Origin of the sequence: Mesorhizobium sp. CAU 1741 (assembly GCF_039839275.1) — a bacterium.
Lineage (GTDB): Bacteria > Pseudomonadota > Alphaproteobacteria > Rhizobiales > Rhizobiaceae > Aerobium.
The window spans coordinates 1,364,372-1,387,523 of the sequence record NZ_JBDOQP010000001.1; the positions used below are offsets into that span (position 1 = coordinate 1,364,372).

The window sequence follows — 23,152 nt, forward strand, 5'->3', positions numbered from 1 at the left end:
CAGACCCCCTCAAATCGGATAGCAAGAGCGCGCAATCGGAGCGCGATTGTTATGCGTCATTGCTGATCGGCATCGAGGGCGGGGCAACATAATTGAGAGGTGATTGTGATGAGCGATTCCACTGCCAAGCTTGAATTGAGCGGCAAAGCCAGCGAATTCAAGGTCCGAAAGGGGTCGGTCGGACCTGACGTCATCGACATCAGCGCTCTGTACAAGGACACCGGGGCATTCACCTACGACCCGGGTTTCACCTCGACCGCGAGCTGCGAATCGCAGATCACCTATATCGACGGCGACGAGGGCGTGCTGCTGCATCGCGGCTACCCGATCGACCAGCTCGCCGAGCACGGCGACTTCCTCGAAACCTGCTATCTGCTGCTTTACGGTGAACTGCCGACGAAGGCGCAGAAGGAAGATTTCGACTACCGCGTCACGCACCACACCATGGTGCACGAGCAGCTCTCGCGCTTCTTCACCGGCTTCCGCCGTGATGCGCACCCGATGGCCGTCATGTGCGGTGTCGTCGGCGCGCTGTCGGCCTTCTACCACGACTCGACCGACATTTCCGACCCGCATCACCGCATGGTTGCGTCGATCCGACTGATCGCCAAAATGCCGACGATCGCCGCGATGGCGTACAAGTACCATATCGGTCAGCCGTTCATCTATCCGAAGAACGAACTGCCTTTCGCGGCCAACTTCCTGCACATGTGCTTCGCGGTTCCGTGCGAGGACTACAAGGTCAACCCGGTGTTGGCACGCGCCATGGAGCGCATCTTCATCCTGCACGCCGACCACGAACAGAATGCCTCGACCTCGACAGTCAGGCTCGCCGGTTCGTCGGGCGCCAATCCGTTCGCCTGCATCGCGGCCGGAATCGCCTGCCTGTGGGGACCTGCCCATGGCGGTGCGAATGAAGCGGCGCTCAACATGCTGGCGGAGATCGGATCGGTCGATCGGATCCCCGAATATATCGACAAGGCGAAGGACAAGAACGATCCGTTCCGCCTGATGGGCTTCGGTCACCGCGTCTACAAGAACTACGATCCGCGCGCCAAGATCATGCAGAAGACCACGCATGAAGTGCTCGGCGAACTCGGCATCAAGGACGACCCGCTGCTTGACGTGGCGATGGAGCTGGAAAAAATCGCGCTCACGGATCCCTATTTCGTCGAGAAGAAGCTTTATCCGAACATCGATTTCTATTCGGGCATCACGCTGAAGGCGCTCGGCTTCCCCACCACGATGTTCACGGTTCTGTTCGCGCTTGCGCGCACTGTCGGCTGGGTTGCCCAGTGGAAAGAGATGATCGAGGATCCGAGCCAGAAGATCGGCCGCCCGCGCCAGCTCTACACGGGCCATACGGCACGCGACTACGTGCCGATCGCCAAGCGCTGATTGGCGACACTGTAAATGGAACAGGGGCGCCGTCGGGCGCCCTTTTTCGTTTCAGCGCGTCGTGATCTCGGCGAGTACGGCCTCGGCCGCGAGCACGCCCGATGGCCGCTCCGTCGCCATTCGCTCGGCGACGTAGCGAAAACCGTCGAGCTGCGCGGTCCGCATCGCCGTATCGGCCATCAATTGCTCCAGCACACGCACGATGTAGCTCGGGCGCAGCATTATATCGTAGAATTCCGGCACGATCGGCCGGTCCGCGATCAGGTTGGGCAGTGCCGCCGACCAGACCGTCAAGAGCCTGCGCATGAGTGGTCCGATCAACGGATCGGTCCTGTAGCACGAGATCGTCGGCACCCTTGCCAGGGCGAGTTCGAGCAAGACCGTACCCGAAGCGGCGAGCGCGGCATCGGCCTCCGCGAAAGCACGCCACTTGGCCGCTTCGTCGGTGACGATGGCAGGCCGAACCGGCCAGTTCGCCGTCCCGCTCTCCAAGAGCGCGGCGACATGCGGCACGGTCGGAACGGTCACTTCGAAACTGCTGCCCCGCCCGGCCAGTTGACGCACCACGTCACCGAACGGCTCCAACAGTCGCGACACCTCCCCGCGCCGCGAGCCCGGGAGCACCAGCAGCTTGCGCGGCTGTCCAGCCGGTCTGTGCGTGCGTGCCATCTGACTGGCAGCCGCCGCCGCGACGCCGGGATACGTCGCGAGCCGATGACCGACATAGGTGCCCCTCGGTCCGTGGAGCCGATCCAGCGCCTCAGGCTCGAAAGGCAACACGCACAGGATGCGATCGACATATTCGCGCATCGCCGGTGCGCGCCCGGGCCGCCACGCCCATACGCTCGGGCAGACATAGTGGATGATCGGTATCGTTGGATCGGCGGCCCTCACCTTCTTGGCCACCCGCAGGCTGAAATCCGGACTGTCGATCGTGACGAGGCAATCGGGGTTGCAGCGCAAGACCGCATCCGCTGTCTGGCCGATGCGCCGCATCAGCCGCGGCAGGTCGCGAATCACCGCCGTCACGCCCATCAGCGCGATGTCCGAGCCGTCGAACAGGGAGTTGAGCCCCATCGATGCCAGATGCCGCCCGCCGACGCCGACCAGTTCGACGTCGCGTCCCGTCGCCGCCTTCAGGGCAGCGACGAGGTCGGCGCCCAGGAGGTCGCCCGACTCCTCGCCGGCGACGATGGCGACACGCAACGGAGCGGTCATGACCGTACATCCTCCGCGTCGAGCCCGACCAGATAGAGACCCAATTCATCGGCGCGCGCGATGGTGGCGTCGAATTCAAGGATGAAGGACCGCCCGGAATCGACTGCAACGCCCGCCAGGCCGGCGGCGTGCGCCTGGTCCATCGTGTCTGGGCCGATGGCGGGCAGGTCGGCCCGCATTTCCTGATCTGGCTTGCAGAGTTTGACCAATGCGCCGCGTCGCTTGCCGGCCAATCGGCCGTGGTCACGCAATCCGATCGCGCGCTCAAGCAAGCCCTCGGTCCCTTCGATCCCCTCCAGCGCCACGGCCCGGCCACCGATCGCGATTGCCGCCTGGCCGATGTCGAGGCGGCCAATGGCGATGGCTGCCTCGGACGCGGCCTTGATGTCGTTCCAGTCTCGTTTCGTCGGCTTGACGCGCGTGAGCGTGCCACGGGGCGCGAGCAGGTCAGGCACGACCTCGTGGGCGCCCACCACGGTGATGCCGTCGGCTTCCATGATGGCAACCAGCGTGCGCAACAGCCGGTCGTCTCCACCAGAAATGGCGCCGGCAATGCGCGGGATCAGTTTCAGCGTCGAAAAGGTCCATCGCACCGCACGAAGTCGTGGCCGGCGCTTTACACTGCCCGCCATGACAAGCCGCTTCACCCCGGCCTTCTTGAGTTGCGGCAACAGAAGGCCGACATCCTCCAGCGTTATGACCAGATGGTCGACATCGCCGTAGCTGGCGGGATCGTCCGCTTCACCGTCGATCAGGATTACGAAAGGATCTGCCGAATGTGCGGAGAGTGTCCTGATGACCGCAAGCGGCAATGCCCCTCCGCCCGCGATGACCCCGATGCGCCCTTCGGAAAAGCGCTGCGGGAGCCGAGATGGCTCAGTCGCGTTCATCGTCGGCCGCGTCGTCGCTGCCGCCGGCACCTGGCACGATGAAATGCCGCTTGCCGCGACTGGTCAGGAAGTCGGCGATCTCGAGCACGGCTGGCGACTCCGCGAACGCCTCGCGCGCCGCCTGCGCATTGTCGATGATCGAGCCATGCGCGAAGATCATGCGATAGGCGGCCCGCAGCGTCGCCAGTTCGGTTCGCGACACCCCTGCCCGCTTCAGACCGACAATATTGAACCCGCGCAGACGCGCCCGATTGCCGGTGACCATGCCGAACGGGATGAGGTCTCCCGTAACACCTGTCATGCCGCCGACGAAGGCGCGCCGCCCGATCCGCGTGAACTGGTGGACCGCGGCCAGTCCGCCGATGATGACATGGTCGCCGACTTCGCAGTGCCCGCCCAGCATCGACCCGTTCGTCATGGTGACATTGTCGCCGACGATGCAGTCGTGGCCGACATGGGAACAGGCGAGGAAGAAACAATTGTCGCCGACCCTCGTCTCCGCGCGGCCATAGTCGGTGCCGGAATTCATCGTCACGCTCTCGCGGATGATGCAGTTCTGGCCGATGATCAGGCGGGACGGGCCGCCGCCGTGCTTGAGATCCTGGGGTGGCCCGCCGAGCGCGGCAAATGCATGAACCTTGGTCCCGGCGCCGATTTGCGTGCTACCGGCGACGGAAACGTGGTTCGTCAGTTCGACGCCGTCGCCTAACACGACCTGGGCGCCGACACTGCAAAAGGGACCGATTTGTACGCCGGCGCCGATCTGTGCGCCGTCTTCGACGAAAGCGGTGGGATGAACGAAGGTTTCACTGTCCATGGCGACCACCTTCAAGCGGCCGGCTTTAGCGACATCATGGCGGAGATTTCCGCCTCGGCGACTTTCACGCCGTCGACCATGCCCTCGCAGGCAAACCGAAAGATGTTGCTGCGCTGCTTGAGTTTGCGCACATGGAGCTCCAGCCTGTCGCCCGGAACCACCGGCTTGCGGAACTTGGCGCCGTCGATGGTCATGAAATAGACCAGCGACGGGGTGTCCGCGCCAACGGCCTTGATGCAGATCGCGCCGGCCGTCTGCGCCATCGCTTCGACGATGAGCACGCCCGGCATGACCGGCTGTTCAGGAAAATGCCCCTGGAAGTGCGGTTCGTTCATCGTCACGTTCTTGATGCCGATCGCGGAATTGTCGCCATCGATGTCGATGATGCGGTCCACCAGCAGGAATGGATAGCGGTGCGGCAGGAGCTTCATGATCCTGAGAATGTCCACCGTCTCCAGCGTGGCCGTGGCGGTATCAGCCATTCGGTTTTTCCTTTTTCTCGGTCTTGCTGCGGACATAGGCACGTAGCAGGGCAAACTCGCGCATCGCATCCTTCAAAGGCTGGGCCGGAAACCCACCCCATTTTGCACCTGCGGGCACGTCGTTCATCACACCGCTGCGAGCGGCGATCTGGGCACCATTGCCGATGTTCAGATGATCCGCCAGCCCGACGCCCCCGCCAAGCAGCACACCATCGCCGAGCGTGACCGACCCGGCCAGGCCGCAATGACCGGCCAGGATGCAGGCACGTCCGATGCGCACGTTGTGGGCGATCTGCACGAGATTGTCGATCTTGGTGGCTTCACCGATGACCGTGTCGCCAAGCGCGCCCCGGTCGATCGCGGTGTTTGCGCCGATCTCGACATCGTCCTGGATGATCACCCTGCCAAGCTGCGGGACTTTCTCCGGGCTGGTGCGACCTGGAACGTAGCCGAACCCGTCCTGTCCCAGCCGCGCTCCGGCATGGATGACGACACGATTGCCGAGAAAGCTGTGAACGATCGTCGCGCCGGGACCGACATAGCATTCGCGGCCGATCTGGCAGAATGGCCCGATCACCGCGTTTGGCGCAACGATCGAACCCGCACCTATGGAGGCGCCAGCTCCGATGACCGCACCGGCCTCCACGATAACGCCCTTCTCGAGGGAGGCGTCGGGATGAATGTGGGCTGACGCCGAGACACCGGTCTCGCCGGTCAGCGGCGCTGGCCGTACGGATGACGGAAACATCAGCCGCCCGATCAGCGCGAAATCCGCATGGGCACGCCGTGAAACGATAACCGCAGTGCCAGCCGGGACATGTGCGGCGAGATCCTCGCTGCACAGCACGGCTGACGCCCGCAGGCCCGAGAGCCTGGCTGCGTTTCGCTTGCCTTCGGCGAAGACAAGCGACGCCTCGCCGCCCTTTTCGATGGAGGCGAGCGCAGAAACGTTATTGTCGGCAAGGTCGGGAGTACGCAGATCCGCCCCGGTCAGGGCGGCAATCTCGCCTGCTGTGTATCGGCGCGCCGCTTGGAAGAATACCGGATCGGTCATGCAAACCTTCTCTTCCGGGCCTGACCGCCCCGGAAGCGTGTTACCCGCCGCTGGATGGCCGAAAGGAACCCGCGCCTGCGCTCGGGTTCCGCTCCGGTGCGCGAACCATGTGCCAGCGTCCCGCTGGCACGTCCGCCCGAGTGCATCCTGCCCTAGAACCGGGTGGACATGCCGAAATTGAAGTTCTGGACCCGGTCGCCCGTTTCCTTCTGTACAGGCACGGCGTAGTCCACGCGCAGCGGGCCGAAGGGCGAAGCCCAGAGAAGGCTGGCGCCCACCGAAGCGCGCCACTCCATGTCAGTGCCGAGAATTGCGTTGCTGCCGCTCAACTCGCTGCCATAGAGCGTTGCCGCATCGACGAAGGCGGCACCACGAAGGCCGATGCTCTCTGGAACCAGCGGAAGCGGGAACTGGACCTCGGCGGAGGCATTGAAATAGGTCGTGCCACCCAGGTGATCACCGGTGATCCCGTCGCGCGGACCGATTCCGTTGAACTTGAAGCCGCGAATCATGCGGTCGTTGCCCTGGAAGTGGTCGAACACGCGCAGCGTGCCGCCATCAAAAGCCTGGATGTGTCCGGCACCGACGGAAACCAGGCCGACGAGATCCAGTTCCTCAGCCAGCGGCTGGTAGTACGAACCGCGCGCCGTGAACTGCGCCCACTTGGCGTCTCCGCCCAGGCCGGCGACCTCGGTGGTGAAGTTGGCGTACATGCCGCTGCGCGGATTGCGCATGTCGTCGATCGTGTTGAAGATCAGCGATCCGCTCACCGACGACTTCGTCCACGGGCTCTGATCCTGGATCGCCGTCTTTAGGTACTGCGAAATGTTGCAGGTGGCCGACGGGAAGCCCGGATTGTTCGGATCTTCGCAATCGTCCGAATAGCCATACTCTTCTTGAGTGTAGTTGTAGGCGATCTGCGTCGTCAGGGCTTCCGTAATCGGAATGCCGAAGCGCACCGTGCCGCCGGTCAACTCGCTGGTGTAGTTGTCGTATTCGCGGGTGTTGCGATAGATGTCGAAGCCGGCACTGATCCGGCGACCGAGGAAATAAGGCTCCGTGAACGACAAGGTGTAGTCGCGCGAGTTCTCGCCGCCGCCCGCCGACAGCCTTATCGACTGGCCACGGCCGAGGAAGTTGCGCTCGGCGATCGAACCTTCGACCGCGAAACCACCGGTCGGACCGCTACCCGTCGTGTAGCCGCCGCCGATCGCAAGCTCACCGGTCGACTTCTCGACCACGTCGATGACCAGGATCACCTGGTCGGGCTGCGAGCCCGGCGCCGTCGCAACGTTGACAGCGGTAAAGAAATCAAGGGCTTCAAGGCGACGCTTCGCGCGGGTGACGAGCACCTGATTGAATGCGTCGCCCTCGCTGAGATCGAACTCGCGGCGGATGACGTAGTCACGCGTGCGCTCGTTTCCACGGATCTCGATGCGCTCGATATAGGCGCGCGGTCCCTGGTCGATCGTGTAGACGACCGAGATCGTCTGATTCTCGAAATTGCGGTCGCCGCGCGGCGTCACCTGGGCGAATGCATAGCCGAGATCGGCGACGCGCTCGGACAGGCCGACGAGCGTCTTTTCGACGTCCTCGGCGCTGTAATAGGAACCCGACTGGCTTTCGACTTCCGAGTTCAGCGACTCGGGCGTGAGGCCCTCGACTGTGCTTTCGACATCGATCGAGCCGAACCGGTAGCGCTGGCCCTCATCCACCGTGAACTGGATCCGGTAGGAATTGCTCGCTTCGTCCAACTCGCCAAAAGACGAGATGACGCGGAAATCGGCATAGCCGCGATTGTAGTAGAAACGGCGCAGTGCCTCTTCGTCGGCCCGCAGGCGGTCTTCGTCATAGATATCGTTGCGCGCGAGCCAGGACAGGATGCCCGACTGCTTGGTCGCGATCACGTCACGAAGACGACCGTCGGAATAGGCCGTGTTGCCCTCGAAATTGATCGAATCGATCTTGGTGCGGTCGCCTTCCTGGATGTTGTAGACGACGTTGACGCGGTTCTCGCCGAGATCGACGACCTGCGCGCTGACCGACGCGTCATCACGGCCGATACGGCCGTAGGCGTCGCGGATCGTCTGCACGTCCGCTTCCATGATGGCGCTCGAATAGGCGCCACGCGGCTGGATCTGCACCTGACGCTCGAGATCGGCGTCCTTGATCTTCTTGTTGCCCTGGAACAGCACCTGGTTGACGACCGACTGCTCATCCACCGCGATCACCAGGGTGGAGCCCACCTGGTTGATCCGCACGTCGGAGAAAAGTCCCGTCGAAAACAGTTGCTTGACTGCCTCGTTCACATCGCCAGCGCTGAAATTCTGGCCCGGACGAATTGCCACGTAGTTGCGGATGGTCTCGGCATCCACGCGGCGATTGCCGCGCACCTCGATGCTGTTGACCACCGCCGCCTCTGCAGCGGTAACGGAGAGGAGCTGCAATGCAGCGGAGCCGGAAACAATAAGACCGGCCGAAAGAGCTACCGCTGAAGCGGCGCTCAACAAACTGGAAGCTGCCTTCATTGGGCTTTGAAACCTTTTTATTCTCGTAGTCCCCACGGCGAGAAATCCGGACGTCGCGGTCAGTCCGCTACGGTATTACCCGGATTTTCCATACACGCAAGACTCCCGGTTAAGATGTGTTTACTAAATCCCGCAGCGTGGCTTTCGCGTCACGCCTATCGGACCTCATGGTAAATGGGCGGTCAACGCGCTCCCCAAACTGCCTGTCCCGTTCATATTTCAGCATCCGAACAGATCGTTCCAGAACACGAACAGCATAAATCCCAGCACCAGTATCAGCCCGATTCGATAAACAAATTCCATGATGCGCTCCGAAACCGGGCGGCGCATCGCAGCCTCCAGTCCGTAGAACACCAGATGGCCGCCGTCGAGTGGTGGAATCGGCAGAAGATTGAGAAATCCGATTCCGACAGACAGCAGGGCAACCAGTTGCACCAGCCATTCGAAGCCGAGCGCAGCCGCCTGCCCCGACATTTCGGCGATGCGGACTGGGCCACCCAACTGGCAGCGATCCTCGCGCCCTGAAGCGAAGCGCTGCAGGAACTGCGCGGTGCGCACGATGATGTGGCCCGTCTCGCTGATCGCCTCGCCAGTCGCCTCGATCGGATTGAAGGTGACCAACCGTGGCTGGCCCAACTCCTCGTTGTTGACGACGCCGATGACGCCGATCCGGATCGTGTTTCCGAGCGCGTCGGTTTGCTCGACGATCTCAGGTGTTGCGGTGAGCGTCACCTCTTCGTCGCCGCGTGCCATGACGAATACGATCGGGTCGCCTGCCCGCCCCGATACCAGCCTCTGGACGTCCGAGAAGGTCTCGACCTCACGTCCGTCGACCGAAACGAAACGATCTCCGGGCTGGAATCCGGCCGCTTGCGCCGGGCTGTCGGGCCGAATCTCGGCAACGGTGGGTTCCGATACCGTCTTGCCGTAGATCGAGAACATCACGGCGAAAACGGCGATCGTCAGCAGGAAGTTGAACAGCGGGCCGGCAAACACCGTCGCCGCCCGCTTCCAGACCGGCTGGAGATGAAAGGCGTGCTTCTTTTCCTGGTCGCTCAGCAGGTCGGTTTCCTGGGCGCCCGGGTCGCTGGTAACCGACATGTCGCCCAGGAACTTGACGTAACCGCCTAGCGGGATCGCCGACAGTTTCCAGCGTGTACCATGGCTGTCGTTGAAGCCGACCAGTTCCGGACCGAAACCGATCGAGAATTCGCGAACGCCGATGCCGCACCACCTGCCGACGAGGTAATGGCCCATCTCGTGAACAAAAACCACGACGGTCAGCACGAACAGAAACGGAACAATCGTCGTGATGAAAATGTTGTCGAGGCTGAAGAAGGTCGTGAAAAATTCGGTCAAAATAGCCCCTGCCAACGTAGTTCATGCGCGCCCGAGGCGACAGCTATCACATCAATACAGGCGAATCCGTGTCCGAAGCTTGTCATCGGGATCCAGACGCTCAGCCGCCGAAAAATGCGTGGGCGGGACGCTCCAGCCCGACGAAAGCGACGCCTATCACAAACAGCGCCACCGCGGCGGCCACGAGACCGTCCACGCGATCCATCACGCCGCCATGGCCCGGTATGAGCTGGCTCGAGTCCTTGACCGAAAACATCCGTTTCAGCCGCGATTCGAAGAGATCGCCGATCTGCGAAAGCACCGATAGCAGCAGGGCGACCACGACCAGGGCCGCCACTCCCGCACCTGCGCCCAGCGCCAGTGCGACAAGCACGCCTGCCACCACGCCGGCCACCGTACCGCCGATGGCGCCACTCCATGTCTTTCCCGGCGATATGGCGGGAGCAAGCTTGGGACCGCCGATCGCGCGCCCGACGAAATACGCCAGTATGTCTGTGGCCCACACAACTGCGAACAGGAACAGTGTAGCGGCAAACCCGGCCGCATCAGCGCCGCGCAGCGCCGCAAGCGCGATAGCCAAGCCACCGGCGTAGGCGATGCCCGTCACCGGCCAGAAGCCACGCCGCTCATATGCTGCATGCGCGGCCGCGACGACTATCGTCGCGGCAAGGGCGCCAAGCTGCGTTCGCACCGGATAACCCGCCAGCATCAGTATGAGCACCAGCGCAAGCAGTGCGGAAAGGAGCGCCCCGTGCACGCGGGCTTCGCTCGGCAGTATCATCATGAGCCACTCATAGAGGACGGCGGCGGCGATCGCAGCACACAACAGCCGATACCAGATGCCTCCCAGCCAGGTGAGCAGCAGCGCGGCCACGACGAGGACGATCGCCGACAAGACGCGTTGCTGAAGATTGCTGCGGCCCGCCATCCCGGTCACAAGGCGACGTCACGGGGGACCACCCCGCCAAACCTGCGCTCGCGCGAACGAAAGCGTTCGATCGCCTCGGCAAGCTCGCCAGCGCCGAAATCCGGCCAGTAACAGGGCAGAAACACGAGTTCGCTATAGGCTGCCTGCCACAAAAGGAAGTTGGACAGGCGCAGTTCTCCGCTCGTGCGCACGACGAGGTCGGGATCGGGAATCAGCCGGGTATCGAGAAACTGGCCAAAGCTCTCCGGCGTGATCTCGGCAGGGTCCAGCGTTCCGGCAGCGGCAGCCTCGGCGACCAGCCGCGCGGCCCGGGCGATCTCGTCACGCGCCCCATAGTTGAACGCAATCACGAGGTTCATGGCGGAGTTGGCCGCCGTCAGCGTCTCAGCCTCGTCGACCAGTGCGCGGATGTCAGGAGCGAGGCTGTCGCGTTCGCCAATCATGCGCACGCGAACCCCGGCCTGGTGGATTTCGGCCAGATCCCGACGGATGAACAGCTTCAGAAGTCCCATGAGGTCGCTGACCTCGGCTTTCGGCCGCGACCAGTTCTCCGACGAAAACGCGTAGACTGTCAGCCACTCGATGCCCTGATCGCCCGCCGCGCGCACCGTACGGCGCAGCGCTTCGACACCAGCGCGATGGCCGGCCGCGCGCGGAAGACCACGCGCCTTGGCCCATCGACCGTTGCCGTCCATGATGATCGCTATATGGGCAGGCTTCAATTCCCGGTTCCTTTCCAGAGAACCTGTTGGCGCCGAGGCGCAACGCGGTGATCAGACCTGCATGATCTCCGCTTCCTTTTCGGCCAGCAGGCCGTCGATCATGGTGATCGTCTCGTCCGTGATCTTCTGCACCCGGTCCGACTGGACGCGCGAATCGTCCTGGCTGATGTCGCCGTCCTTTTCCGCCTTCTTGGCGATCTCCATGCCGTCGCGACGAACGTGGCGCGTCGCCACCTTGGCGCTTTCGGCATATTGATGAGCGATCTTGGCCAATTCCTTGCGGCGCTGCTCGTTGAGCTCGGGCAAGGGAATGCGAAGATTGGTGCCGTCGACGATCGGATTGAAGCCGAGGTTCGATTCGCGGATCGCGCGGTCAACCGCCCCGACAAGCTGCTTGTCCCAAACCGAGACCGACAGCATTCGCGGTTCAGGTACGGTCACCGTCGCCACCTGGGTGATCGGCATCGGGGCGCCGTAGGCCTGGACCTGGACCGGGTCGAGGAGATTGGCCGAGGCGCGTCCAGTGCGCAGCGACGCGAGGTCGTGCTTGAACGCGGCGATGGCGCCGTCCATTCGGCGCTGCAGGTCCTTGAAATCGACTCCGGTACTCATCCCTAACCCTCCGCTGCCGGCCTCGCCGGTCCTTCTTGCTGGTCTCGTTCGGCGGGCGCCGTCACTGTTGCTTGTCGCTGACGATCGTGCAGCGGCCCTCGCCTCTCAGTATGGCGCCGAAACCGCCCTTCTCATGAATCGAGTAGACGATTATCGGAATGTTGTTCTCGCGTGCAAGAGCAATTGCCGCCGCATCCATGATTGAAAGCCCTTCGCGGAGCACATCCGAGTGAGTGATGTGCTCATAGCGCGTTGCCGTGGGGTCCTTCTTGGGATCCGCGGAGTAGACCCCGTCCACCTGCGTGCCCTTGAAAAGAGCGTCGGCGCCGATTTCGGCGGCCCGCAGCGCTGCGGCCGAATCGGTGGTGAAGAACGGGTTGCCCGTGCCACCGGCAAAGATCACGACCTTTCCGGCGTTCATGTAGGCGGTCGCTTGACGCTGGGAAAAGCTCTCGCACAATTCGGGCATCGCGATGGCGGACAGGACGACGGCGTCGACGCCGATCTTGACCAGCGAGGTGCGCAGGGCGAGCGAGTTGATCACCGTCGCCAGCATGCCCATGTGGTCGCCGGTGACCCGGTCGCCGCCCTTGGAAGCGACCGCCACGCCGCGGAAGATGTTACCGCCGCCGATGACGACGCCGACCTCGATGCCGAGCCCGCGCGCTTCCTTGATGTCAGCCGCGATCCGGTCAGCGACGGAAACGTCTATGCCGAAGCCCTGTTCGCCCATGAGCGCCTCGCCGGAGGCTTTGAGAAGGACACGGCGAAAGGCAGGCTTGGACGTCATCGATTTCTCTCGGTGGGTGATTGCTGGCCCGCGATACACGAAGGGCGCCGCGATGTCACGCGGCGCCCTTCGATTGATAACGCAAGGTTGCAGAAGCGTCAGCTCTTGACTGCAGCGGCGACTTCGGCGGCGAAGTCGCTCTCTTCCTTCTCGATGCCCTCGCCGAGCGCGAAGCGCACGAAGCCGGTCAGCTTGGCGGGCGCGCCGATGTCCTTCTCGGCGGCCTTGAGCGCCTGCTCGACCGTCAGGTCGGGGTTGAGAACGAACGCCTGCTTCAGAAGCACCACTTCCTCGTAGAACTTGCGCAAACGGCCCTCCACCATCTTTTCGATGATGTTCTCTGGCTTGCCGGATTCGCGCGCCTGGGCGGAGAAAATGTCCTTCTCACGCGCCACGGCAGCCGGATCCACCTCCTCGGCCGTCAACGCCAGCGGATTGGTCGCCGCCACATGCATGGCAACCTGGCGGGCAAACGCGCGCGCGGCCTCCGCGTCGCCGGTCGTCTCCACGCCGACGAGCACGCCGAGCTTGCCGAGACCATCGGCCACCTGGTTGTGGATGTACGTCGCCACGGTGCCGGAAAGCTTGGCGCTGCGGCGCAGGCTCATGTTCTCGCCGATGGTGCCGATCGCGTCCTTGATGGTGTCGACGACAGACTTCTCGCTGCCTGGATAGGTCGCAGCACCGACTGCGTCGATGGACCCGTCGGTCGACAGAGCCACCTGGGCAACGTTGCGCACGATGTCCTGGAAGGCATCATTGCGGGCCACGAAATCGGTCTCGGAATTGACCTCCACCACCACGGCGCCCGACGCATCGGCGGCAACGCCGATGAGACCTTCGGCGGCGGTGCGGCCAGCCTTCTTGTCGGCCTTGGCGATACCCTTGGTGCGCAGCCAGTCGACTGCGGCTTCCATGTCGCCATTCGTCTCGGCCAGGGCCGCCTTGCAGTCCATCATGCCCGCGCCGGTCATCTCGCGCAGTTGTTTGACCTGTGCAGCAGAAATGCTCATTGTCGCCTCTTCAATATCCTGATCGTTCAAAAGGCGCGGCGCACCGTGGTTTCATCCAGGTGCGCCTGCCGATAATGCAAGTTCCGCGACCGCCGGGGCGGCCGACAGGATCATGCGCCCTTGTTTTCCTCGGTCGGCGTCTCGTCGAGGGCCGGTTCGACCGGCGTTTCCTCGGCTGCACCGATGTCGACGCCCATGGCACCCTGCTGGCGCGCAATGCCGTCGAGGGCCGCACGCGAGATCAGGTCGCAATAGAGCTGGATGGCGCGCGCGGCATCGTCATTGCCCGGGATCGGGTAGTCGACCTTGTCCGGATCGCAGTTCGAATCGATGATCGCCACGACCGGAATGCCGAGGCGCTTCGCCTCCTGAATCGCGATCGCTTCCTTGTTGGTGTCGATCACGAACATCAGGTCAGGCGTCGAGCCCATGTCCTTGATGCCGCCGAGCGCCTTGTCGAGCTTCTCGCGCTCGCGGTCGAGGTTGAGACGCTCCTTCTTGGTGAAGCCCTGGGCTTCGCCGGCCAGCATCTCGTCGAGCTTGCGCAGGCGCGAGATCGAGTTGGAGATCGTCTTCCAGTTGGTCAGCATGCCGCCGAGCCAGCGCGAATTGACGTAGTACTGCGCCGAACGCTGTGCGGCATCGGCGACGATGTCGGACGCCTGGCGCTTGGTGCCGACGAACAGCACGCGGCCGCCGCGGGCCACGGTGTCGGAAACGACCTTGAGCGCCTGGTCCAGAAGCGGAACCGACTGCGACAGGTCGATGATGTGGATGTTGTTGCGGGCGCCAAAGATGTAGGGCGCCATTTTCGGGTTCCAGCGGTGAGTCTGGTGGCCGAAGTGAACGCCAGCTTCGAGGAGCTGGCGCATGCTGAAATCAGGCAGAGCCATTCGTTTCTTCCTTTCCGGTTTGCCTCCACGGACCATCGGCGGATCGGGCCTGTGCCCTTCCCCGCCACCGGAGGCTTCAGCCGGATTTCTCCCGGACAGACGCCCAAGCCCGTGTGTGGAATGAGCGCGCATATAGAGGGTGGCGGCGACAAAAGCAACCGCGGAGGCTGCAATGCCGCCGGACTATTGCGCGCAGGTGTCGGTGACGTCGAACATCGAGAGGTCGACCAGCGTGCCCGACATGGAAAAATCGCCATAGTCCATCACGAGGTCGCGGGTCACGCCGTTCTCGTGCAGCTTGAAGCTGATCCGATAGGTCGGGGTCTCCTCGCCGGTGGTGAGGTCGAAATAGGCGACGTCGACGGGCCAGTAGCGGTCCTGCTTCAGCGGCCCTATCGCCTCGGCCTCAGCATCGTTGGCCGTTGGCGTCGACGGACGACCGATCACCACACTTGTGGTCATCACCTTGTCTGCATCCTCGGAACCGTCGAACAAGGTCGTCTCGTAGAACGTTTCCCCTGCGCGCGCCTTGTCGAGAAGCTCCAGCAGATGCTGGGTAGGAAACTGGGTGGCTTCCAGGCTGATTTCCTGCCGCTCCGGCTCCTCGATATCAACCAGCGTCTCGTCGGGTTCCAGCCGCGCATTGCCGCGCAGCTCCTTGCTGAGTTGGTCGTCGACGAACGAGCGCGTGACGAAGCTGAAGGTTTCGCCGTCGCCGCCTTCGAACGTTGTCGTCTGTTGGTCCGTCAGTCGCGCCACGTCACTGGTCTGGATCTGGGTGACGAAGCGAAACGTCACAGTATAGCCCTCGCAGGACGATCCGTTGAATTCGTAGACCATGCGGCCGCTGATGCCGGTGATTCCGGACCGGTCGGATGCATCGTCGAGCGCGAGATCGTAGACGGCGCGGTGCGGCAGCAGCGAATTCGCCGAAGCAGGAACTGTCACGACCGTGGTGGAAAGAAGCAGGACTGGCAAGGCAAGGCGCGCAAAGCGCATGAAAAATCTCCAACGCGGCGCATGCCGCAATCTGACTATTCACCACAGTCGACATTCGTGGCAGAAGCTGGGCGCATATCCGAAAATGCCCCGACGCAGGCCGACCATAAGGAATAGATGATGAGCGACACAATCGAAAAACGTCTCGCAGCACTTGGCGTGACGATTCCTACGGCCGCGGCTCCGGCTGCCAATTACCTGCCTTTCGTCCAGACCGGCACGCTTATGATGACAGCAGGGCAGCTTCCGCTGGTGGGCGGCAAGCTCGAGGCGACCGGCCTTCTGGGCCGGGATCTCGACACCGAAGCCGGCAAGCGCGCGGCGAAACTGTGCGCCATCAACATTCTCGCGCAGATCAAGGCGGCGACCGGCGATCTCGAGAAAATCGCGCGCATCGTCAAGATCACCGTCTTTGTCGCCTCCACGCCGGACTTCACCGAGCAGCATCTTGTCGCCAACGGCGCGTCTGACTTTCTCGCGGAAGCCTTGGGCGATGCCGGCAAGCACGCACGTTCCGCCGTCGGTGTCGCCGTGCTGCCGCTCAACGCGCCCGTCGAGATAGAAGCGATCGTTGAACTGAAGTGACGGCAGGCCCCATGACCGACATCTCCTGGCTCACCGCCCGGCCGATTGCCCATCGGGGATTTCACGACCAGAACAAGACGAGGTGGGAAAACACACTGTCCGCCTTCGATGCGGCGGTCGGGCGCGGCTACGCGATCGAATGCGACGTGCATCTGAGCGCCGACGGCGTGCCGGTCGTGTTTCATGACGACACGCTGGAGCGTCTTACCGGGCGGCAAGGCTCCGTGCATGAGGTAACGGCAGCCGAGCTGGCTCAGGTGACGATCGGTGGCACCACCGACCACGTGCCGACATTGGCGGAGATGCTGGCGCGGGTGCGCGGTCGGGTGCCGCTGGTGATCGAGCTCAAGGGGATTCAGGGCAAGGACGAGGGCCTCGTCGCCGCCGTTGGCAGAGCGCTGGCGGACTATGCAGGGGAAGCCGCAATCATGTCCTTTGACCACTGGCTGGTCCGCCAGTTTGCCGAGCAGGCGCCGGGCATTCCTGGCGGCCTCACCGCGCATGGCCGTACGACAAGCGATCTGGAGGCTCACTTCGCCATGCTCGCTCATCCCATCTCGTTCGTTTCCTTCGGTGTCATGGACCTGCCAAATCCATTCGTGAATCTGGTGCGCGAAAAGCTGGCGATGCCGGTCATCACATGGACCGTGCGGGACGAGTGGGGCCGCAAGGTCACCAGCGAGCATGCCGACCAGATGACTTTCGAAGGCTTCGAGGCTTGAGAAGTATCTTGCATTGCACAATGGTCGGCATATCTAGGAAGCCATGAGCGGACCGAGCGATGCCGATGCGCAGCCTGACGACGGCGGATTTGTCATCCGCGTGGTTCAGTCGATGGAATCCTTTTCCCGCGACGAATGGGCATCGCTTTCTGGCACCACGCGCTCATCTGGCTCGACTCCCTATAACCCGTTCGTATCCTACGACTTTCTGCTATCCCTAGAAGAGAGCGGCTGTGCGGCCAGGTCGACGGGCTGGGTGGGACAGCACCTGCGTCTGGAGGGGCCCGACGGCACACTGCTCGGGGCCGTGCCGTGCTACCTCAAGAGCCACAGCCAGGGCGAATATGTCTTCGATCACGGATGGGCGGATGCGTTCGAGCGCGCCGGCGGACAGTATTATCCCAAGCTGCAGGTGTCGGTGCCATTCACCCCTGCGACCGGCCCCCGCTTGCTGGCCCGCAGTGGCGACGGTGGCTCCGCCACGCGTATCGCGCTTGCCGAGGGGCTGAAGGCGCTGAATCAGAAGCTTGGAACTTCCTCGGTTCATGTCACCTTCGCGGAATCCGCCGATGTCGACGCGTTGAACGAAGCGGGCTACCTGCAGCGAACCGACCAGCAGTTTCATTTCTTCAATGACGGCTATGGCAGCTACGACGACTTCCTCGCCACACTCGCATCCCGCAAGCGCAAGGCGCTGAAGCGCGAGCGTCGAGAGGCGCTTTCCGCCGGCATCGAGATCGAGTGGCTGACGGGATCGGACCTGACGCAATCGGCCTGGGACGATTTCTTTGCATTCTACCTCGATACCGGCGAACGCAAATGGGGAAGTCCCTATCTCAACCGTCGGTTCTTCGCGCTCGTCGGGGAGCGGATGGCGGATGACATCCTGCTCGTCATGGCAAAGCGCGACGGACGGCGCATCGCAGGCGCGATCAACTTCATCGGCTCGGATACGCTCTATGGCCGCAACTGGGGTTGCGTCGAGGATCATCCGTTCCTGCATTTCGAGGTCTGCTATCATCAGGCAATCGATTTCGCCATCGATCGCAAACTCGCGGTGGTGGAAGCCGGCGCCCAGGGCGAACACAAGCTGGCGCGCGGCTATCGACCCGTGACCACGCATTCCGCACACCACATCGCCCATCCGGGACTGCGCCGCGCCGTTGCCGACTATCTCGAGCGCGAACGGCAGGAAGTCGAGATGATCGGCGGCTATCTGGAGGAGCGCGCGCCCTTCAAGAAGGCGTGATCCACGTTCAGTGGGCGAGCGAATTCGAGAACAGGTTGATGACCAGGACACCGGCAATGATCAGCGCGATGCCGATCAACGCCGCGGGATCCAGTACCTGCCTGAACCAGAACCATCCGATCGACGTCACCAGCACGATGCCGACGCCCGACCACACGGCATAAACCACCCCGACAGGCATCGTCCTCAACGGCAATGCCAGGAAATAGAACGCCAGCGCATAGCCGCCCACGGTGACAAGCGAGGGCACCAGCCTGGTGAATCCGTCTGTCTGCTTCAGCGCGGTCGTGGCGACCACCTCGAACAGGATAGCCACCATCATGTAAACGTAGTTCATTGCAGCTCCATCGGGGGTCGATCCATGGTTGACGCCAGCGAGGCTAGCATCGAAACATGGGCGTAGCAGTCCACAGATCGCGAGGAAATGATGAGCCAGGCCGCCTACGACGCCGACAATATCTTTGCCAGGATCCTGCGCGGCGACCTGCCCGCGCACAAGGTCTACGAGGATGATGCGACGTTCGCATTCATGGACATCATGCCGCGCGGCGACGGCCATTGCCTGGTGATTCCCAAGAAGCCGTCACGCAACATTCTGGATGTCGACGCCGACAGCCTCTCAGCGGTAATGGCGACGACGCAAAAGCTCGCCCGCGCGGTCATGAAGGCATTTTCGGCGGACGGCGTTACCGTCCAGCAATTCAACGAACCGGCCGGCGGCCAGGTCGTATTCCACCTCCACGTCCATGTCATTCCGCGATTCGAAGGCGTTGGCCTCAAGCCGCATACGGGACAGATGGCCGACCAGGACCTGTTGGCCTCACATGCAGAAAAGATACGCGCGGCGTTGATCTAGTCGAGAAATCCACCGGCATAGACGGCAGCCAGAAGCACGGCCTCCGCAACCAGAATCCCGACGAGCATGTTTTTTCTCGCCACCAAGTACGCGACGAAGCCGATGGCGGCCGCGCCGACCCTGACCATCAGCGGCACGCCGGCAAGTGCCCCAGAGGGAAACACGACGAGGTTGCCGATGACGGCCGCAACCAGCGCGGTCGCCAGCGTGCGTACGAAAACCAGTGCTGGCGATTCTTCAGTGATCTTGCCGCCGAGATAGACGCCGAGAAAACGCCAGCCGTCGGTCGCCAGCCAACCGCCGAGCAAGATGAAGAGATAAGGCCACCACCAGGCATCGAAGGCGCCGAACGTCATTGCCGCACCTTCCTCTCGGTCATCACGTGGATCAGGAAGGCGCCGCCGCCGCCGATCAGGCCTGCCAGCAGCAGATCGAAGCCCGGCACCAGCACGTGGAACACCGGACCAAGAACCAGCCCGAAGCCCATCGCAAAATGGCTGGCGGTTTCACGCGCCGAACTCCACAGCGACGTCAGGAAATAGATGGGCGTCAGCAGCAGCAATGCTGCCGACAGCTCCGGCGGAAGACTGCCGGCAAGCACGTAGACGACCGCGACCACGCCCATGTTCGCAACCACAAGCGTACCGCCAAGCCCGCCATAATAGACGGTGCGCATGTCGCGCGGCACGTCCGGCAGCCGTTCCATGGCAAGTACCCACGACGTTACGGCAACGAAGTGCGACAGCAAATAGAGCACCCAGGGCCGCGTCTTTTCGGTGCGCAGTTCGGGCACCAGCGCGACGACCATCGGCGCCAGCCGAACGGACGACAAGGCGACGGCGAACGCTGCAGCGGGAAGCGACGCTCCGGACATGATGGCGCCGATCAACACCACCTTGGCGGGCAGTGCCCAGATGATTCCGGTCATGAAGACGGTCTGCGCAAGGCTCAGCCCCGCCTCGCGAGCAAGCCCCGCAAAGCCCACGAAGGCGCTCATCAGGATCAGGCCGGGGATCGACGCCGCGCCAATGATGCCCTTGAGGAACCAATGTCGATAGTCGGATGCGCGGTGAATCGTGTGCGAGGAAGAATCGGCCATGTCTGATGGCGAGATAGCACAAGCAAACGCCGCGCGCGACACTCGGTCGCCACGCGGCGTTTGTTCTCGTCGTGCTGCGCGCGACTACTTGCGCGGCAGTTGCGGCACGATGCTGCGCTTCGGCGGCTCCTTGGTCGCCTTTGGCGCCGCGGCCTTTTCCTTGCCCTTGGCTGCCGGCTTCTTCGCCGGCTTGCGCTTCACAGCGCGCCCTTCGGGCTCTTCCTTCTTGGGCTTCACCGGGATTTCGTCGGTGATCGCATCAAGCTTGAGTTCGTCGAGACCGGCATCGTTCTTGGCGACCGACACCTTGACCGTCCCGCCCTTCTTGAGCCGGCCGAAGAGCACTTCATCCGCCAGCGGCTTCTTGATGTGCTCCTGGATGACACGCGCCAGAGGACGCGCGCCCATGCGCTCGTCGTAACCCTTGTCCGCCAGCCAGGCGATTGCCTCGGGCGTCAGTTCGAACGTAACGCGACGTTCGGCGAGCTGCGCCTCGAGCTGCATGACGAACTTCTGCACGACCTGATGAATGACCGGGACTGGCAGAGAGCCGAACGGGATGATGGCGTCGAGACGGTTGCGGAATTCCGGCGTGAACAACCGGTTGATCGCCTCCATGTCGTCGCTGTCGCGCTTGGAAGAACCGAAGCCGATCGCCGCCTTGGCGAGGTCCGCGGCGCCCGCATTCGTGGTCATGATCAGGATCACGTTGCGGAAGTCGATCTGCTTGCCGTTGTGGTCCGTCAGCTTGCCGTGGTCCATCACCTGCAACAGGATGTTGAACAGGTCCGGGTGCGCCTTCTCGATCTCGTCAAGCAGCAGCACGCAATGCGGATGCTGGTCGACACCGTCGGTCAAAAGCCCGCCCTGGTCGAACCCGACATAGCCGGGAGGCGCGCCGATCAGGCGGGAGACCGTATGCCGCTCCATGTACTCCGACATGTCGAAGCGCAGGAGTTCCACGCCGAGCGAAGCAGCCAGTTGCTTGGCGACCTCCGTCTTGCCGACGCCCGTCGGGCCGGAGAACAGATAGGAGCCGATCGGCTTGTCAGGCTCGCGCAAGCCCGCGCGGGCCAGCTTGATCGCCGACGAAAGCGCGGTGATCGCCGTATCCTGACCGTAGACGACACGCTTGAGCTCGGCCTCCAGCGTCGACAGCACCTTCTCGTCGTCAGCCGAAACCGTCTTCGGCGGAATCCGCGCCATTGTCGCGACCGTCGCCTCGATCTCCTTGATGGTGATCGTCTTCTTGCGCTTGCCTGCAGGAAGCAGCATCTGCGAGGCGCCGGTCTCATCGATCACGTCGATGGCCTTGTCCGGCAGCTTGCGGTCGTTGATGTAGCGCGAGGACAACTCCACCGCCGCCTTGATGGCTTCGGCGGTGTACTTCACCTTGTGGAAGGTCTCGAAATAGGGCTTGAGGCCCTTCATGATTTCGATCGCGTCCTCAACGGTCGGCTCGTTCACGTCGATCTTCTGGAACCGGCGCACAAGCGCGCGATCCTTCTCGAAGAACTGGCGGAACTCCTTGTAGGTTGTCGAGCCGATGCAGCGGATAGCGCCCGAGGACAGCGCCGGCTTCAGCAGGTTCGAGGCATCCATTGCCCCACCCGACGTCGCACCGGCGCCAATCACCGTGTGGATCTCGTCGATGAAGAGCACGGCGCCCGGAAAGTCCTCGAGTTCCTTCACGACCTGCTTGAGCCGCTCCTCGAAGTCGCCGCGGTAGCGCGTGCCGGCAAGCAGCGTACCCATGTCGAGCGAGAAGATCGTCGCATCACGCAGCACCTCTGGCACCTCGCCCTCGACGATGCGCTTCGCCAGGCCTTCGGCGATCGCCGTCTTGCCGACGCCGGGGTCGCCGACATAGAGCGGATTGTTCTTGGAGCGTCGGCACAGCACCTGGATCGTACGGTTGATCTCGGTTTCGCGGCCGATGAGTGGGTCGATCTTGCCTGAACGTGCCTTGGCGTTGAGATTGACGCAGTAGGCCGTAAGCGCGTCCTGCTGCTTCTTCTTGGACACGTCTTCACCCTCGACCCCTGGCTGACCGGACTGCTCTTCCTCCGCACCGCGCGGCGCGCGTGCTTCCGAGGAGCCGGGTCGCTTGGCGATCCCGTGCGAGATGTAGTTGACCGCGTCGTAACGCGTCATCTGCTGTTCCTGGAGGAAATAGGCAGCATGGCTTTCGCGCTCGGCGAATATCGCGACGAGCACGTTGGCACCCGACACCTCCTCACGTCCGGAAGACTGGACATGGATGACGGCGCGCTGGATGACCCGCTGGAAACCCGCGGTCGGCTTGGAGTCCTCGTCATATCCGGTGACGAGATTGTCGAGTTCCGTGTCGATATAGGTGAGGACGGTGGTTTTCAGTTCGTCGAGATTGACGTTGCACGCGCGCATGACGGCCGACGCATCGGAGTCGTCGAGCAGTGCGAGCAGCAGATGTTCGAGGGTTGCGTATTCATGATGGCGCTCGTTGGCAAAGGTGAGAGCCTGGTGAAGCGCCCTTTCGAGGCCTTGCGAGAAAGCCGGCATTCAGAACCTCATTTCTTTTCCATCACGCATTGCAGCGGATGTTGGTGCTGTCGGGCGAAATCCATGACCTGAGTCACTTTGGTCTCGGCCACTTCGTATGTGAAGACCCCGCATTCGCCCACTCCGTGATTGTGGACGTGAAGCATGATGCGGGTCGCCGCCTCGCGGTCCTTCTGGAAAAAACGCTCCAGTACATGGACCACGAACTCCATTGGCGTGTAATCGTCGTTGAGTATCAGGACGCGGTAGAGCGAAGGCTTTTTGGTCTTTGGCTTCGTGCGGGTGATAACGGCCGTACCCCGGCTCGGACCGTTGCCGCCGCCTTCGTCGCCCTGCATTTTCATCGCATAGCCGTACATATTTGCTTCGTCGAATTTCACTGCATCCTGCCCATCGC

The 23,152-nt window shown here is 62.9% G+C and carries 24 protein-coding genes; 5 read left to right on the top strand and 19 right to left on the bottom strand.

Features of this window, described 5'->3' with window-relative positions; translation table 11 throughout:
• The first annotated feature begins 108 nt into the window (after window positions 1-108).
• Window positions 109-1,398 carry a citrate synthase gene (gene gltA / locus AAFN84_RS06420; protein ID WP_347513661.1) on the top strand — a complete coding sequence of 430 codons (1,290 nt, stop codon included), beginning with the start codon at window positions 109-111 and terminating at the stop codon, window positions 1,396-1,398.
• A gap of 51 nt (window positions 1,399-1,449) precedes the next feature.
• Here gltA and lpxB read toward each other — a convergent pair whose 3' ends face one another.
• From lpxB to AAFN84_RS06490, 14 genes are all read right to left on the bottom strand, one after another.
• Entirely contained in the window at window positions 1,450-2,616 is a 1,167-nt protein-coding gene (gene lpxB / locus AAFN84_RS06425; protein ID WP_347513662.1) for a lipid-A-disaccharide synthase, read from the bottom strand.
• Entirely contained in the window at window positions 2,613-3,506 is an 894-nt protein-coding gene (gene lpxI / locus AAFN84_RS06430; protein ID WP_347513663.1) for a UDP-2,3-diacylglucosamine diphosphatase LpxI, read from the bottom strand. The genes lpxB and lpxI overlap by 4 nt, the downstream gene beginning before the upstream one ends.
• Window positions 3,493-4,323 (bottom strand): acyl-ACP--UDP-N-acetylglucosamine O-acyltransferase, encoded by an 831-nt coding sequence (gene lpxA, locus AAFN84_RS06435; RefSeq protein ID WP_347513664.1) that lies wholly within the window; start codon window positions 4,321-4,323, stop codon window positions 3,493-3,495. Before lpxA ends, lpxI begins: the two co-directional genes overlap by 14 nt.
• A gap of 11 nt (window positions 4,324-4,334) precedes the next feature.
• A complete protein-coding gene (gene fabZ / locus AAFN84_RS06440; protein WP_347513665.1) occupies window positions 4,335-4,805 on the bottom strand; it encodes a 3-hydroxyacyl-ACP dehydratase FabZ in 471 nt (156 codons plus the stop codon).
• Entirely contained in the window at window positions 4,798-5,859 is a 1,062-nt protein-coding gene (lpxD, locus tag AAFN84_RS06445; RefSeq protein WP_347513666.1) for a UDP-3-O-(3-hydroxymyristoyl)glucosamine N-acyltransferase, read from the bottom strand. The genes fabZ and lpxD overlap by 8 nt, the downstream gene beginning before the upstream one ends.
• Window positions 5,860-6,011: 152 nt before the next feature.
• Window positions 6,012-8,387 carry an outer membrane protein assembly factor BamA gene (gene bamA / locus AAFN84_RS06450; protein ID WP_347513667.1) on the bottom strand — a complete coding sequence of 792 codons (2,376 nt, stop codon included), beginning with the start codon at window positions 8,385-8,387 and terminating at the stop codon, window positions 6,012-6,014.
• A 219-nt stretch (window positions 8,388-8,606) separates the two neighbouring features.
• Window positions 8,607-9,746: an RIP metalloprotease RseP gene (gene rseP / locus AAFN84_RS06455; protein WP_347513668.1), complete on the bottom strand. Its 1,140-nt coding sequence runs from the start codon at window positions 9,744-9,746 to the stop codon at window positions 8,607-8,609.
• 100 nt (window positions 9,747-9,846) lie between these two features.
• Complete coding sequence (locus AAFN84_RS06460) at window positions 9,847-10,674, bottom strand: phosphatidate cytidylyltransferase (protein ID WP_347513669.1); 828 nt, start codon at window positions 10,672-10,674, stop codon at window positions 9,847-9,849.
• Window positions 10,675-10,679: 5 nt separating this feature from the next.
• On the bottom strand, window positions 10,680-11,414 hold the full coding sequence (locus AAFN84_RS06465; RefSeq protein ID WP_347513814.1) for an isoprenyl transferase: 735 nt from the start codon (window positions 11,412-11,414) through the stop codon (window positions 10,680-10,682).
• Between the two features lie 33 nt (window positions 11,415-11,447).
• Complete coding sequence (gene frr, locus AAFN84_RS06470; protein WP_347513670.1) at window positions 11,448-12,008, bottom strand: ribosome recycling factor; 561 nt, start codon at window positions 12,006-12,008, stop codon at window positions 11,448-11,450.
• A gap of 61 nt (window positions 12,009-12,069) precedes the next feature.
• A complete protein-coding gene (gene pyrH / locus AAFN84_RS06475; RefSeq protein ID WP_347513671.1) occupies window positions 12,070-12,798 on the bottom strand; it encodes a UMP kinase in 729 nt (242 codons plus the stop codon).
• A gap of 98 nt (window positions 12,799-12,896) precedes the next feature.
• The gene (gene tsf / locus AAFN84_RS06480) at window positions 12,897-13,811 is read right to left on the bottom strand and encodes a translation elongation factor Ts (RefSeq protein ID WP_347513672.1); all 915 of its coding nucleotides are present in this window, start codon (window positions 13,809-13,811) and stop codon (window positions 12,897-12,899) included.
• Between the two features lie 110 nt (window positions 13,812-13,921).
• Window positions 13,922-14,704: a 30S ribosomal protein S2 gene (gene rpsB, locus AAFN84_RS06485; protein WP_347513673.1), complete on the bottom strand. Its 783-nt coding sequence runs from the start codon at window positions 14,702-14,704 to the stop codon at window positions 13,922-13,924.
• A gap of 183 nt (window positions 14,705-14,887) precedes the next feature.
• Window positions 14,888-15,703 (bottom strand): cell envelope integrity EipB family protein, encoded by an 816-nt coding sequence (locus AAFN84_RS06490; RefSeq protein WP_347513674.1) that lies wholly within the window; start codon window positions 15,701-15,703, stop codon window positions 14,888-14,890.
• 120 nt (window positions 15,704-15,823) lie between these two features.
• Between AAFN84_RS06490 and AAFN84_RS06495 the strand changes: the two genes are divergently transcribed.
• The 3 genes from AAFN84_RS06495 to AAFN84_RS06505 are packed head-to-tail and all read left to right on the top strand — an operon-like array spanning window position 15,824 to window position 18,259.
• Complete coding sequence (locus tag AAFN84_RS06495; protein WP_347513675.1) at window positions 15,824-16,288, top strand: RidA family protein; 465 nt, start codon at window positions 15,824-15,826, stop codon at window positions 16,286-16,288.
• Window positions 16,289-16,299: 11 nt separating this feature from the next.
• Complete coding sequence (locus tag AAFN84_RS06500; RefSeq protein ID WP_347513676.1) at window positions 16,300-17,010, top strand: glycerophosphodiester phosphodiesterase; 711 nt, start codon at window positions 16,300-16,302, stop codon at window positions 17,008-17,010.
• 43 nt (window positions 17,011-17,053) lie between these two features.
• On the top strand, window positions 17,054-18,259 hold the full coding sequence (locus AAFN84_RS06505; RefSeq protein WP_347513677.1) for a GNAT family N-acetyltransferase: 1,206 nt from the start codon (window positions 17,054-17,056) through the stop codon (window positions 18,257-18,259).
• A gap of 7 nt (window positions 18,260-18,266) precedes the next feature.
• Here the strand turns inward: AAFN84_RS06505 and AAFN84_RS06510 are convergent, their stop codons facing one another.
• Entirely contained in the window at window positions 18,267-18,596 is a 330-nt protein-coding gene (locus AAFN84_RS06510; RefSeq protein ID WP_347513678.1) for a multidrug efflux SMR transporter, read from the bottom strand.
• A 90-nt stretch (window positions 18,597-18,686) separates the two neighbouring features.
• Between AAFN84_RS06510 and AAFN84_RS06515 the strand changes: the two genes are divergently transcribed.
• Complete coding sequence (locus AAFN84_RS06515; protein WP_347513679.1) at window positions 18,687-19,115, top strand: HIT family protein; 429 nt, start codon at window positions 18,687-18,689, stop codon at window positions 19,113-19,115.
• Here the strand turns inward: AAFN84_RS06515 and AAFN84_RS06520 are convergent.
• From AAFN84_RS06520 to clpS, 4 genes are all read right to left on the bottom strand, one after another.
• Window positions 19,112-19,471, bottom strand: a complete 360-nt coding sequence (locus AAFN84_RS06520; RefSeq protein ID WP_347513680.1) for an AzlD domain-containing protein — start codon at window positions 19,469-19,471, stop codon at window positions 19,112-19,114. The genes AAFN84_RS06515 and AAFN84_RS06520 overlap by 4 nt on opposite strands.
• Window positions 19,468-20,214 carry an AzlC family ABC transporter permease gene (locus tag AAFN84_RS06525; RefSeq protein WP_347513681.1) on the bottom strand — a complete coding sequence of 249 codons (747 nt, stop codon included), beginning with the start codon at window positions 20,212-20,214 and terminating at the stop codon, window positions 19,468-19,470. Before AAFN84_RS06525 ends, AAFN84_RS06520 begins: the two co-directional genes overlap by 4 nt.
• 84 nt (window positions 20,215-20,298) lie before the next feature.
• A complete protein-coding gene (gene clpA / locus AAFN84_RS06530) occupies window positions 20,299-22,755 on the bottom strand; it encodes an ATP-dependent Clp protease ATP-binding subunit ClpA (protein ID WP_347513682.1) in 2,457 nt (818 codons plus the stop codon).
• An 8-nt stretch (window positions 22,756-22,763) separates the two neighbouring features.
• Window positions 22,764-23,114 carry an ATP-dependent Clp protease adapter ClpS gene (clpS, locus tag AAFN84_RS06535; protein ID WP_347513815.1) on the bottom strand — a complete coding sequence of 117 codons (351 nt, stop codon included), beginning with the start codon at window positions 23,112-23,114 and terminating at the stop codon, window positions 22,764-22,766.
• Between the last annotated feature and the right edge of the window lie 38 nt (window positions 23,115-23,152).